We start from the raw sequence: 13,845 nt of genomic DNA, 5'->3' as shown, positions 1-13,845 counted from the left end.
ATGCGTGGGTGCGATGGCATCACAGCGTTTGCGAATGCCGAGCAGCGTCCAAAGGGTGCGTTGAAGGCGTGAGGCAAGCGAGCCGCCAATTCGATTCCACCAATCGAGCCACACATCGGCTGCGAGGCTGCGCAGCACCCAGTGGTCGCTCACATCATAAACCGCAGGCACGTTGAGCTGCTGCAAGGTGAGGCAAAAGGATTTCGAGAGGCCGCCCATGCACCAGACATGGACGACATCGGGCTGAAACGTGGCGATGGCGTGGCGCAGCGTGCGGTTGTTGTGCAGTTCGAGTTGTTTCAATTTCCGCAGGCCAAGCCATGGATGACCGTAGTAGCCGTGGATGCGCAAGGAACGCTCCACGGGCGGCTCCGACTGTCCCGAGCCGTGATTGGAGGTCAGCACGCGCACGTCATGCCCGCGTGAGCGCAGCGCCTCGGTGATCGCGGCACAGCGCAGTTCGTAGCCGCCGATGTAGTGCGGCGGGTAGAGATTGGTGAGGACGAGGATTTTCATGCGGCGGCCCCGTGCTGTTCGTTCCAACCATGACGAAAGCCGGCGAGCTTTGCACAGCGCTGCTGCCAGCGGATGTGCATGGCGTGGGCGAGTTCGCGCAGGCGTTGGTTGTTTGCACACCAGCGCAGGTCATGCCGCACATCGCTGAGCCAGCCGAGCAGCACGGTTTTGAACCAGCGCAGTTCAGCTGCTCCTTGCCAGGCTTTGCCGATGGCACGCGCATCACCGAACGAACGCTTGTAGCTCTGCTGCGGCGTGTAGTTGTGGCTGTGCATGACGATGGAGTCGGGGACGTAATGCACCGCGTAACCCTGACTGCGGCACCAGCGGGTGTATTCGTCGTCTTCGGCGTATTGCAGGTCTTCGCGGAAGCCACGCTGCTGCCAGATGTCTTGGCGCAGGCCGCTGCTGACCATGCTGAAGAAGTGGTCCCACTTCACGGATTCACGCTGCGGGCCGAAGCAGCGGTCGTAGTCGCAGGCGAAGACGGCCTGGCAGTCGGGACGTGGGATCTGGCGGCCAAAACAGGCGGCGACGTTGGCATCGGCGAGAGATTCGGCGAGCGGACGCAACCAGTGCGGGTTTTGCGGTGTGGCGTCGGCGTTGAGGAAGATTACGCGCTCCGCACGCGCGAGGCGCATGCCGTGATTCATCACGCGGCTGGGATTGTAGTCCTGCGGGGTGATTTGGATGAAGTGCGCGGGCTGCGCGGCGCGAATCAAGTCCTGCGAGCCGTCAGTGCTGCCGCTGTCGATGACGATGAGTTCGGTGTTCGAGTAATCCTGCGCGGCGAGTGCGGGAAGCGTGTCCTTGAGCGCCCAGGCCTCGTTGTAGGAACGCATGACGATGCTGACGAGAGGAGCACTCATGATTCAAGGTCGGAGAAGCGGATGACGCGGATGTCCGGCTGATCGGCGAGCCAGGCGGCGGTGTCGTGCAGGGCTTGGATGAAGGGTTTGTTTTCGACGCCGAGGTGAAAGTACTCCCACCAGTGGGTGACGAGCACGGTGAGGGGCTGGGAGCGCACGGTGCGCTGGACGAATCTGAGGATGCTCCTGGGATCGCGCTGGTGCGAGAGGATGCAGCCGGGATGGGTGAGCAGTTTGAGCCCCCCCTGGCGCCAGTGGGTCTGGCCGCGCAGTTTTTTGAGTGCATAGCGCGGCAGCCATGGGCGGGGCAGGCGCTTCGGTTCGTACCAGCCGGTACTGAAAACATCGAAGCGTGTGGCGACGGCGGCATGACCGCCGCGTGAGAGCTGATCATAGGGGGCGACGAAGGTGCGCGGCGCGGGGATGCCGGCATGGATGAAATGCTCGCGGCCGGCATCAAGCAGACCGCCCAGATGCGCCTGGTCACCGCTGGCGAACTCCATGTAATCATGGGCCCAGCCATGATGCGCGACACTGATGCCTGGATTGTGGCGCAGGTATTCGAGCAGCTCACCGTTTTCGGCGATGGAGAAGTGCTGCCTCCCCCCGGTGAAGTTTTGGCCGAGACGGAAACCTTCGGGCGTGCCGTCGCGCCAGGTGGCACGGATGTTCACGTTCGGAATGGTGGCGAGGTTCACGGGCAGGCCGCGGGCGAGCCAGGGGCGGTACAGATATTCGAGCAGATGCACCGGGGTGAGGGCGCAGGTGTCGTCGTCGCGCAGAATGACTGTTTGCATGTCAGGCGGAGGTTGTTTTGAAGTGGATGAGGTCGCGGTAGAGGGACTTCATGCGGCGGGCGGCGGCGGCGAGGCTGAACTGGTCCAAGACCTCGGTGCGCGCGGTGGCGGTGATGGCGGCACGCTGGTCGCGGGCGAGCTGGAGCGCGGTGTGAAATGAATCAGGGGCTGCGAGATCGTAGAGGCAGCCGTTGTCACCGTGGCGGAGCAATGAGGCGGGGCCAGAGGTGCGGGAGGAGACGACGGGGGTGCCGGCGGCCCAGGCTTCGAGAATGACGATGCCGAAGGGCTCAGCGACGGAGGAGAGCAGCATCGCGTCAGCGAGTTGGAGCAGGCCGATGAGTTCATCGCTGCCGGGGGTGATGGCACCCGTGAGCAGGACATGCTGCTGGAGGCCAAGGCGGGTGATTTCGTTGACGATCTGGGCTTCGCACTCCGGATTGGTGCTGGAGCCAGCGAGGACGAGCATCGTATGCGGATTGTCGCGGACCAAGCGTGGCAATTCAGTGATGAGCCATCGTTGGTTTTTGACGGGATCGAGGCGGGCGAGCTTGAGCAGGACCGCACGACCTTGGAGTTGTGGATAGGCACGGAGTGCAGCGGCGCGGCAGTCGGTGGCGTAACGTTCCGCAGGGACGCAGTGCGGCTCGACGATGACGCGCTGCTGTGGGTAACGGACGCGGAGGAGTTCAGCCTCACGCGGGTTGCAGGTGATGATGGCGTCGGCTTTTTCGAGAACATGACGTGATTGCACGAGCCAGCCGAGGGCTTTGCCCCACTCGAAGCCGCCTTTGAGCGGGGCGGTGAGTTGTGCATGCGCTGAGGCGGGCAGATCGAGTGAACCACCGTGCAGCGTGACGACGAAGGGCACGCGACGAATGCGCGCAGCGAGCAGGCCGATGCCGGCGAGGCGGTTCAGGGCATGGGAGTGGATGACGTGAATGGGTTCGTCACGTAGCAGATGCCAGAGCAGGTCGAAGGAGAAGAGGTTGCCGCCCCAGGCGAACAACTGGTCCCGCTGCTGCGGTGAGATGCGGCTGACGGGCAGGATGGGGCGGTAGGGACGCCAGGCGCGTGCAGCGCAGCGCAGGGGATCGTCCGCCGGAGCTAGGACGGTGTCAGGACAGTGGATGCTGCCGTTGACGCCATGGTCTTTGAGACCGCTGAGGAGGCGCAGCACGGCGGTTTCAGTGCCGCCCCAGGCGAGCGGGTCGTATTTGCGCAGGATATGGGCGGTGTGCATAAAATGACGAATGACGAAATCAGAATGACGAATGCTCAGACGACGGTGGTTAGTAGCTTGCCTCTCCAGAGGCGAGTTCTGGGAGTGTGGATGGCTCTGGTGTTGGCGATGCACGAAGAACTCGGCTCTGGCGAGCCGAGCTACGGCGGCAACAGGGGATGCGGGCGAGGAGTGAGGCGCGTTCGTCTGGGTGCAGGGCGAAGCGCCAGACGCAGAGCGCGGCCACGACACCACCGACGCTGCCGTGCGCGAGGATTTGCAGCCACTCGTTGCTGGTTTGCAACGCGGGCAGCCAATGCGGTGCGGCGAGCACGAGCGCGGCGGGAATGCAGGCGAGCCAGGCGGGCAGCAAGGTTTGCCGGATGAGCCGCCATGAACTCATGTCAGCGTCGCGGGCCATCCACGGCCACAGCACGAACCAGCCGAAGATGAGCGTGGGAATGAGCGAACCGACGGCGACGCTGATGACGCTGCGGAAAATGAGCACGAGCGTGATGCTGATGGCGAGATTGGCAACGGCTTCACCGATGCCGAGCCACATGAGGCGGCGCTCATGGCCGGTCATCATGTAGATGCGCTTGCTGACGCTGTGGGTGAGCGTGGTGGTGTAAAACCAGAACAACAGCACCTGCGCGACGAGGAAGGTCTCTTGTGCGATGACGGCATCGCCGGTGAGGACGCGAAGCAGCGGCTCCAACTGGAAGGCGCACAACACATAGAGCGGGGTGGCGATGAGGGCGCTCCAACGCGTGCCGCGTTGCAGGAGATCGCGTAATGCGGCGTGATCGCCGATGGCATGCAGATGAGCAGCGGCGGGAGAGAGCGTGTCTTGCAGTTGCTTGGTGAATTGCGCGAAGACTTCGGCGACTTTGGCCCCGGCTTGATACAGCGCGACGGCGGCGACGGAAAGTGTGGCACCGAGCACAAGCTGATCGGTTTTGCCGAGCACGATGTTCGTGGCGGTGCTGATGTAGGCGAAGATGGAGAAGGCCATCGTCTCGCGCATGATGGAGCGTGAGAACAGCGAGAGGCGCAGCTTCACTTCGGGCATGTGACGCAGCGCGAACAACGCGCAGACCAGATCCGGGGCGAGGGCGAAGAACAACGCGACGAGCATGATGCTCATGAAGCTCCACCCGGCATGCACGGCCCAGGCGATGACGCCGAGACGCATGAGCATGGCGAGCGTGGTGATGTTGTTGGCGAGACGGATGCGCTGCTGACCGCGCAGGATTTCCGGGAAGATGCCGAGCGGGAAGGCGAGACCGATGGCGGCGAAGAAAACGATGAGCGCGAGGCGGAACTCGTCGTGATTGGCCGGTGAGACATCAAACCAGCGGATGATGTGATGAGAGCCGAGCGCCACGGTGCCGGCCAAAACGGCAGCGATGCCGAGATAGAAGAACAGGATCGTGCTGAGCACCTGGCTGAGCTTGTTCCAATCACGCGAGACGGAGAGTTCGGCGACACGCTTCTGCGCGGCGAAGCCGAAGCCGAAGTCGAGCAGGATGCCGTAGCCGAAGACGCTCCAGAGCAGGGACCAGAAGCCGAAGGACTCTTTGGGCAGCGCCTGGTACAGCAGGCGGAAGGTGATGAGGCCGACGACGATGCCGATGAAGGTGCGGAGGTAGTTGGAGAGCGCATTGCTCCAGATGCGGCTTTTGACTTCGGTGTAATTCATCGGGAATGAGGAGGGTGGCAGCGGTTGTTCAACAAGCCTCAGAGCTGGGGGCGGGATGAATGGCGACCACGCGCCGGCCGACGAACGAGGAGCATGGCGGCGGTGAGCAGCAGGAGGGCGCTGCCTGGTTCAGGGACGGTGGCGAAGGAGGCGGTCTGGAGATGATAACTGTCCTCTGGGGCGAGGAAGGAACGGCTGCCGCCGCCGATGATTTCGCTGCCTAGTTGCGCGACGTTTTGGTCAATGGCACCCCAGACGACGGTGCTGGCGGTGTCGATGGTCCAGTCGAGCGCGACGTTGTCGCCGACGGTGGGGAAGAGCCAACTGCTGTCGGTGACGAGGAGGCTTTCGCCGCCGGAAGTGCCGATGCTCGCTAGGCTGTTGTAGCCGAAGATGTAGCCTTGGTGGCCTTGGAAACTGTTGTCGGTGATGGTGGTGCTGCCGGAGAAGTTATAGCCAAAAAAACCGCTGAGGAGGTTGAAGAGCGCCTCGCCCTCAACGCCGCCACTGGTGCTGTCATTATAGACACGCCAGTTTGGCTCCCAGGTGAGGGGAGAGTCGGCGACAAAACCGGAGTTGAAGTAGCCAATCTGGAAAGTGAAGCCGCCGTTCATGGTGCTGCCATCGCTGAGCAGGTGCTTGTTGCCAGCGCTGCTGGTGGAGGCGGTGCTGCCCCAGTTGATGGTCTGGCCGTGACTGAGGCCCTGGAGCAGGAACAGCAGCATGAGGGAGAGGAGGATGCGGTGGGGGTGGTGGTGCATGGGAACAGCGGGTGGAGTGGCGAGCGAGCGGCAGTGATGAGGTGTAGTGGTCAAGGAGTCCATGGGCACGGAATGAACTGGACGCTGGCGGTGCCGCGTCTCCGCAGGAAGACGGCGCGACCATGGCCGAAGAGAGCGCTGCTGTTTTGGTTGGCGAACTGGTTGTCTCCCATGCGAATCCATTGCTCGTTATTGTTTTGACCACCGTCGTGAGCGAGGAAGTAACTGGTGTAGCCGGGGGTGTTGGCGGCATCGTCGCCTCTCCAAATGTTGATCTGATCGGCAGTCTGCGAACTGAGTGAGCCCATGAAGCCGTTGCTGCGCTGGAACTGGAGATGCTGCGGTGCCAGGGGAATGGGGAAGCCGGTGGCGATGAGGTTGTCCCCATGCTGCAGGGAGAGCCGCAGGCCGTTGGCACGGACTTCACCGAGGAGGCGCACGGTGGTGGTGCTGCCGGCAAGGTAGTGTTTGGCAAAGAGGCCGGTGCCAGGAGGGATGATGGTGCCGTCGCGGTTGGTGAAGGTGTTGTCCCCGACTTTGGCCCAGAAGGCAGTGCCGGCACCGTCGCTGAGATGGTAGTAGGTGTCATAGCCGGTGCCGTTCCAGATGAGAACCTGGTCACTGGTGCCGCTGCTGAGGCCGCCGGAGGGGAATTGTGATACGGGCAGCAGTGTGCCAAGCAACTGATGCTGGCGCAGGACGAAGCGCGCACCGACGAGACCCGCTGGGAGGGTGGTGCTGGTGTTGCTGCTGGCGGTGAGCACAATGGTGAGAGTGATATAACCACTGTTGTCGAGGTCGATGTCAAAGCGGTGGCCCTGCTCGGTGCCGTCGATGATTTCGAGGTAGGTGGGGTGGGCGGGATCGAGTGTGCCATCCAGCAGGGGGCTGGTGAGCGTGAGGGTGTTGGTGTCAACGGCGCTGATCTGTCCGCTGCCGATTGTAGGGCGCAGAAAATTCGCCGCATAGGTCTGGAGTTTGCCTGCCATGCTGTGACGGCTCCAGCCGATGGGCAGGGTGCGCGAGGAATTGCCAGAGGGCGTGTGACTGACGGCGAGACGGGTGAAGCCGAGGTCGGCGCTGGTGCCCGGATGGCTGCTGACGTCCGCAAAGAGGACGGTTTCGGTGCCGTCATTATTGTCGAGGATGCTGGGGCTTTGGGATGAAGGGGTCCAGGAAGCGGAATCCAGGAGTGAGCTGGTGACTTCGAGATTGTAGGTGAGGTCACGCAGGCCGACGGGGCGGATGAAGCTGAAATTGACGCTGCCATCACCTTGCTCAGTGATTTGTGGCACGGCAGGGGCGGCGAGATGACGGAAGCTGATGGGGGCGCCGTTGGTGGGGGCAAGGCCCAGGGCAAACTCCAGCAGATCGTCGTAGAGATCGCCGTCGAGGTTGCTATGGGGCGTGTCGCCAGCACCGACGAAGCGTTGGATGAACTGCCAGGCGTTGAGGTTGACGGGATAGGGACTGGTAAGACCGCCGAACTGGGCGTCATTCATGTCGATGACGGCGGGGACGCCGTCGTGGTCGGCGTCGGTGGCATTGCTGGCGGGAATGTCGGCGCTGGTGATGCGACCGTCGCCATCGGTGTCCCAGATGCCGTGGCCGATGTCGTTGATGTCATTGATGCCGTTGTTGTCGCTGTCGATGTCGAGGTAATCAGCGATGAGGTCGGCGGGGGTGTCGGTATCCACCGGTGGTGGATCGTCGTGGTCACCTGGGATGGTGTCGTCGCCATCAACGCTGGAGATGATGCCGTCGCCATCAAGGTCGCTGCCTTCAGCGACGCCATTGTCATCGGTGTCGAGCATGCCTGGCTGGCCGCTTTCAAAGAGGTCACTGAGGGTGTCGGTATCACTGTCGAGATCCAGAAAATCGGGGGCGCCGTCATCATCGCTGTCGGGCGGCGTGAGCACGGTGGCGATGTCATGGCGGCCGTTGCCATCGCTGTCGGTGCCACCGGCTTCGCGCACGTCGTTGAGGCCGTCATTGTCGCTGTCGAGATCGCGGAAGTCGGGAACGAAGTCGGCATCGGTGTCGGCGAGGCCGGAACTGCCGCCACGTTCGTAACTGTCAGCGATGCCGTCGTTATCGCTGTCGAGATCGAGCATGTCGGCGTAACCGTCGCTGTCGGTGTCGATGTTGCCGTTGTCTTCGCTGAGGTTGTCGATGCCATCGTCATCGGCGTCAGAATCGGCCCAGTCTTGCGTGCCGTCGCTGTCGAAGTCGCTCCAGTTGGGGCCGAATTCGGAGGTGTTGCCGTCGCTGTCGATGGCGGTGGCGGTGATGGGGTCGGCGGTGCTGAGCTGATGGCCGATGAAGTCCTGCCAGGCGAAGAGGGCCGCTGCGCTGGGGGTGATGGTGCCGGAGAAGAGGCCGCTGGCGTTGGTGGTGAGAGTGCCGAGATAGACGCGGCCTTCACCGTGAGTCGCGTTGTAGGCGTCACCGAGCAGCACGGGGCCGTTGCGCGCGGCACTGGCGGGTGCGGTGTCAGCGGCGAAAAGTTCGACGCTGGTGTCGGCAAAGGTGGCGCTGCCAGCGGGATCGTTGCCGACGTAGCCGCTGAGCGTGATGACATTGTCGGAGATCGCGACGCTGGTGATGACGGGGTAGTCCATGCCGTGGTTGGGCTGGTCGCTGGACTTGATGCCGTCATTGACGGCCCCGTCGGTGGCGGCACCACCTTCACCGTTGAGGAAGATGCCTTTGTCACCGCTGCCGGAGATGCTGTTCTGCGTGAGCCTGAAGCTGGACGGCGGCAGATAAGTGGCCGCATCAAACTGCAGGAAGACACCCAGATGGAGGTTGGCGCGGATGATGTTGTGACTGACCTCGGTGCCGAAGCCGCCGTTGCTGGAGCCGATGCCGCCGCCGTTGTTGCGGCTGGTGTTTTCGGTGATGGTCGTGGTGAGGCTGCCGGGACTGCCACCTGACTGCTGCGGATAACCGGCGACGATGCCGCCCTCGCTGCTGCCATACGTCAAATTATGCTGCACCAGGAAAGTGCCGGACGGTGGGATGCCGTCCAAGACTTCACGGAAGGAGATGCCGCGGTAGCCGGCGGCTTGGATTTCGTTTTCTTCGATGGTGATGCTTTGCGTGGTCGGCTGGGTGGGGCTGCCGGAATCGATGAGGATGCCGCTAGAGCTGACGAAGCCGATCAAGTTGCGCCGGATGATGAGATTGCTCACGTCGTCGGTGCCGGCGCTGAGCAGGATGCCGTTGCTGCTGGCACCGCTGGTTGGTGCGGTGGTGAAGTTGGTGGCGCTGGTGCCGAGCACGTTGCCTTCGATGAGGATGTCGGCGAGGGGGGAGCCTTCGGCAGTGGCGAGGTCGATGTCCTGCTCGAAGCCGTGGATCGCCAGCCCTTGAATGGTGACGCTGCTGCTGCGGATCTGCAGACCGCTGCCGTTGATGTCGTGCGTGTCGGCGATTTCCACTTCCGGGCCGTTGAGCTGCGGCAGATCGAATTCATCACTGCTGTTCTCGATGCCGTCAGCCCCCGTGCCGACGGTGCCACCAGAGCCGAGCGTGATGTCGTTGGTGTTGCCACCCAAGGTTGACTGCGTGGTGCCGTCGATAAACACCGGCGTAGTGATGGCTGGTAGCGGCGTGAGTGGTGTGATGACAGCGACACCGTCGGTGAGCATGTTCGAAGGGATTTGAAAGGTGATGGTCTTGGGTTCTGGGGAGGCGTTGGCATGCAGGATGATATCACGCAGTGAACCTGGGCCGCTGTCGGCGGTGGTCAGCACGCGGTAGTCTCTGATGTATGTCACGGTCGCGGCGACGGTCGCTTTGGCCGTCGTGTAGGCGTCAGGATTCTGCAAATTGTAGGTGGGCGTGAAGACCGCCTGGTTGGTAATGACCGTGCCTGCGGGGTAGCCGGGGCGCACGCGGGCGTCGAACTGGAAGACAATGAAAGTGCCTGGAGCGGTGGTGTCTGGTGCGGTGAAGTCGAGCACATCGCCGCTGAAGTTATGGTCGCCAGCCGAAGCAAAATTGACGAGGAGTGAGCCGGGCACGAAATCGAGTTGCTCTGGCAGCGCATCATAGACGCGCATGTATTGTGGCACCGGGGCATCGTTGCCCACTTCGATCCAGTAGTGGATAATGTCGCCACCATTGACCGAGGGGGAGTCTCCCGTGCGTTCTGGAGTGAAGGTTTGCCAGATGCCAGGGTTGAGCTGGGAGGTGCTGACGTTATGACTCGTGGTCGCGCCGATGCCGCCGCTGACGCTGGCGTAGAGATTGTTTGCGATGGCGACGCCATCCTCGACGTCGCTGTTCATGCGTGTCCAGATTTCCAGCGTGCCCTGGTCGTCACCACTGGCGGGGTTGCCGTCATCCGGTGCCAGGGAGGCGATGGTAAAGCGCAGCAGGCCGCCGCTGCCATCATCGTTGGGGTAGAGGGGCGTGCCGTCATCTTCGGGACTCTGGCCATCCGTGAGCGGTGCGGCCAGGCCTTCGTAGAACATCAGGTCAGGGATGGTATCCACGACCTCCACATTTTCTGCGGCGGAGCCGGAGGCATTGCGGTACTGCAGGATCCATTTCACAAAACCGGCACGGGTGTGATCCACGACAAAGCTTTTCGACACCAGGAGGCTGACATTGCTGCCGATCTGGGTGATGGTATCCGCAGACTCCACCAGCGAGGTGTTGGAGGTGCCGCCGAGCGTGGAGCTGGTGCCGGAGAGTGCGCGGACGTAGAGATTCAAGCCTTCAAGCGCGGGTTGGTCCGGGATGAAGACATTGAGGGCAAGACTGCTCTGGTTGTTGATTTGAAAGCCTTGAGTGCTGGCCGGATTGCGCCGCAAGCGCAGGGCCGTGGTGTTTGCAGGCAGGTTCGTCGTGCTCTCCGCGAGGTAACCACTGCGGTCCGTGGCCTGGAGTGTGACGGCGGTCCATGTGGCGCTGAGAGGTGCTGAAAAAGCGGTGGCATCAACTGACGCTTCCACGATCACATCGTCCGCCGACTGGCTGGTGTAAGCCTTGAGATAATCCGGGGTGAACTGGCTGCCGCCGCTGCCATTGGCGGGGACGCGCATGACGAGGTAGTAACCATTCGCTGGTGCGTTGCCGTTGTTCGTCGCGGTGCTGACGAAAGTAAGCGCGGAGTTGGTCGGCCAGACGGATGGACCGGAGGCCGCCGCGATGACCGAAGCGGCCTCCAGCACGGTGACGCTGGTGGTGGCGGTGTAATTGGATGGACTGTGCCTTGCGGCCGACACGGCATTGTCAGCACCGCGGGCGGAGAGGTCATTGCGCCGTGCTTCCGCCACAAAGGTAAGCTGGGTGCCGGCCGGGACGGTGTTTTTGATCGGTGCGGTGAGCCGCAGTCGGTAGATATCGACAATGTTGTCGGCGTCCTGCACACCGCTGAGACGCTGGCCCCAGCCATTCGGCGGCTGGATGCCGGTTGGGATTTCCCACCAGGCCATGCAAGCTGGATCATCCGCGCTGGTGGCTGCTGCTGCTGCCACTGGATCTGGCGGATGAAAAATAATGCCGGTGACTTCCTGCTCTTCAGGCACGCTATAACCCTCGGTGATGACCTGGCCGGTGACCGCACCGAGATCGATCTGATCGCGCATGCTGAAAAAGTTCACCACCCAGCGGCCGTCCACATACTGGCTCGCGAGGTTGCGGTTCCCCGGCACGATGTCGATCTGCACGCTGCTGCCGGCTTGATACGCGATTTGCGCCGCTTGGGCGGCCACCTTCGGGAAGCTGCGGCTTTCTTTGTAGATCGTCATGCCGGCGGATTCGCCCGCATCGTGCAGTGCGCCGGCAGGATTGGTAAAGGTCTCATAGGTCCAGTTATGACTGCGGATCATTTCAAAGGCGGTGCCTTCTTCCCGCTCCGGCACGCCCGAGGTGCCATCGGCCATGCGCCACTGTGCCGTGGCTTGGTGGCCGGACCCGGCACGGTCATTGTCTTTGATGATGAGCATGCGTCCACCACCGCCGACGAGTGCGTTGGGATCGTCATCATCGGGCACCGGGGTGAACCATTCAGCAGGGATGAGGTTTCTCACCGTAATCGGCTTCCATGCCGGATGTGGCGACACAGCGTTGTGGTCGAAGCCAGCCTCGTTCGGCAGCGGGGCGGTGCCGGTGCTGTCCTTATAGGCACGGGTGATGGAACCTTTGTTGCTCCAGCCGAGGAATTCGACCCCCGCAGGGACCGTCACCGCAGTGTAACTGTGATCCAGATTCACCGTATGGGAACCTGCCTGACCGGACGGCAGCCAACTGGAGAAATACTCCCCCGCACGCAGTGATCCCGTGTCGATGTAATACTCCGGCGGCCCTGGCCACGGTCCGCCGGTAAACTCAGTGCCGGTCATGTTGCGGTGCGTGTAATAGGTCGAAAAATGGCGCAGCGTGAGGATGCTGATGTTCGTCGTGATGCTGGAGTTCACCGCGATCGGCGGCGTGCTCCCTGCATACTGAATCTGCGTGGTGACGGTCTGTCCGTTGGTCGCCGCAGAGGGGATGTCAAAGGTGAGCGAGGCCCGGCTGGTGTAGCTGGCGTAGGAGATGCGGTGAAAGTTGATCACGATCGGGCTGGTGATTGCCGCGTTCACTGCATTGGGCTGGGAGGTGATCTCCACCGGGTAATCGGTTGCGCTGCCATAGGTGGTGGTGCTCAGCGCTTTGAAGATCGGTGCAGCCGTGCCGTGATACGCCTGCAGCGTCACCGTGACTTCTTCCGCATCGCCCGCATTGGCACTGCCTTCGAGCGGATTGTAAAAGCCGACCTGTTGCACGATACCCGTCGCGCCGGGGAGCACGTTGGCCGGAGTGGAGGTGCGGTATTGGGTAAAGCCCTGCACGGAGACCACCGGCACTGTCACGGATGTTTGTGTGCGGGTGCTGCGCCCGCTGACACCGGTGACTGCCGCCGCTGGCGCGAGGCCATGCTCCAGACGCGCACGGGCGGCGATGGTCTTGCCATTGATGTAGCCCTTGGGCACCTGCAGCGTCACGGGGATCGTGCCATTGAAGCCGCTGGGCAGATCCGCCAGCGTCCACACCAGCTCGCCGCTCACCGCTCCCGCTGCCGGGCCGACGGCCTGCTCACCTGCTGGCGCATTGGCCGCCGAGACGAGGGTCAGCGGGCGGTACTTGCGGATGCCGCTGCCGTAATCCGCTTCCGCATCCTGGGCCAGGCCATCATCTGGCGCCACGGCATTGCCCAGGGCATCCAGGCCATTGATGTCGGTGAGTGAAAACCTGACCACGGGCGCTTTGCTCACCGCGCCATTGGAGGCAATGCTGATGTTGAAGTTGATGGTGCTGCCGGAATTCACCGTGGCCGCCGCCGGCGTGATGCTGAACTGCGTGATGCCCTCCGACTCTCCCACCGCACGCCAGGAGAGCAGTCTGGCACCCGCGACGCCGCCAACCCCAGGCGTGCCGGTGTGCGTGACCGTCCAGCGCAGCTTGAGGCTCACGTTCGTGGCGGGAACCCCGGTCAGGTCGATGCTGTTGAAGCCGCTGGTGAGATTATTCCGCGTGAGCAGCACCTGTCCCGTGCTGCTGAGCACTTCCAGCGTGTTGGCGCTGACGTTGTTGAGCTGCCCCAGCTCCACATCCGCGAAAGTCCAGCGTGTGAACGTCCCGCCGCTGGGCTGTTGCAGCGTAAAAACTCCTGAAACGGCAGTCGCGTTCGTCGCGGTGGCACCCAGATAGCCGCCGAAGTTCGTTAAGCCAGTCGTTGCCGCGAGATCGACGCCGCCGTTGTCGGTAAAGCTGTCGCTGTAAGTGTAGGCATCATTGTAGGGGCCGGTTTGTGCCGCCGCCTGGTTCGGGAGGAGCAACAGCAGCAGACTAAGGGCAATGAAAAGAGACTTGGGGGTCATAGGCGCGAAATTCGTGAACCAAGAACTTTGGTGCACAAATCCAGCGCTCGCTGCCCCCTCAAATGAGGGTAAAGCAACCTCCAGGTCCGCCAGTCACGGCGGTG

Annotated in this window: 7 protein-coding genes; all 7 read right to left on the bottom strand. The window is 62.7% G+C overall.

Annotated features, from left to right (window positions below; translation table 11 throughout):
- Window positions 1-516: glycosyltransferase (locus tag ACKVY0_RS20390; RefSeq protein ID WP_409216687.1), on the bottom strand; the 516-nt coding region annotated here is incomplete at its 3' end.
- Entirely contained in the window at window positions 513-1,385 is an 873-nt protein-coding gene (locus tag ACKVY0_RS20385; protein ID WP_409216686.1) for a glycosyltransferase family 2 protein, read from the bottom strand. The genes ACKVY0_RS20390 and ACKVY0_RS20385, both read right to left, overlap by 4 nt.
- Window positions 1,382-2,182, bottom strand: coding sequence for a DUF2334 domain-containing protein (locus tag ACKVY0_RS20380; protein ID WP_409216685.1), 801 nt, complete (start codon window positions 2,180-2,182; stop codon window positions 1,382-1,384). Before ACKVY0_RS20380 ends, ACKVY0_RS20385 begins: the two co-directional genes overlap by 4 nt.
- A gap of 1 nt (window position 2,183) precedes the next feature.
- The gene (locus ACKVY0_RS20375; protein ID WP_409216684.1) at window positions 2,184-3,425 is read right to left on the bottom strand and encodes a glycosyltransferase family 4 protein; all 1,242 of its coding nucleotides are present in this window, start codon (window positions 3,423-3,425) and stop codon (window positions 2,184-2,186) included.
- A 49-nt stretch (window positions 3,426-3,474) separates the two neighbouring features.
- Window positions 3,475-5,106, bottom strand: a complete 1,632-nt coding sequence (locus ACKVY0_RS20370) for a lipopolysaccharide biosynthesis protein (protein WP_409216683.1) — start codon at window positions 5,104-5,106, stop codon at window positions 3,475-3,477.
- 38 nt (window positions 5,107-5,144) lie between these two features.
- On the bottom strand, window positions 5,145-5,867 hold the full coding sequence (locus ACKVY0_RS20365) for a PEP-CTERM sorting domain-containing protein (protein WP_409216682.1): 723 nt from the start codon (window positions 5,865-5,867) through the stop codon (window positions 5,145-5,147).
- Window positions 5,868-5,917: 50 nt separating this feature from the next.
- Entirely contained in the window at window positions 5,918-13,741 is a 7,824-nt protein-coding gene (locus tag ACKVY0_RS20360; RefSeq protein WP_409216681.1) for a TIGR02597 family protein, read from the bottom strand.
- Between the last annotated feature and the right edge of the window lie 104 nt (window positions 13,742-13,845).

The sequence above is a fragment of the Prosthecobacter sp. genome (genome assembly GCF_046154365.1).
Classification (GTDB): domain Bacteria; phylum Verrucomicrobiota; class Verrucomicrobiia; order Verrucomicrobiales; family Verrucomicrobiaceae; genus Prosthecobacter.
The sequence above is the reverse complement of the archived record's forward strand: the minus strand, read 5'-3'. Positions and strand labels throughout refer to the sequence as shown.

Excerpts from the sequence above, each read along its gene's own strand:
- ACKVY0_RS20385 (WP_409216686.1), bottom strand. The coding sequence starts at position 1,385 with ATGAGTGCTCCTCTCGTCAGCATCGTCATGCGTTCCTACAACGAGGCC.
- ACKVY0_RS20380 (WP_409216685.1), bottom strand. The coding sequence starts at position 2,182 with ATGCAAACAGTCATTCTGCGCGACGACGACACCTGCGCCCTCACCCCG.
- ACKVY0_RS20375 (WP_409216684.1), bottom strand. The coding sequence starts at position 3,425 with ATGCACACCGCCCATATCCTGCGCAAATACGACCCGCTCGCCTGGGGC.
- ACKVY0_RS20370 (WP_409216683.1), bottom strand. The coding sequence starts at position 5,106 with ATGAATTACACCGAAGTCAAAAGCCGCATCTGGAGCAATGCGCTCTCC.
- ACKVY0_RS20365 (WP_409216682.1), bottom strand. The coding sequence starts at position 5,867 with ATGCACCACCACCCCCACCGCATCCTCCTCTCCCTCATGCTGCTGTTC.
- ACKVY0_RS20360 (WP_409216681.1), bottom strand. The coding sequence starts at position 13,741 with ATGACCCCCAAGTCTCTTTTCATTGCCCTTAGTCTGCTGCTGTTGCTC.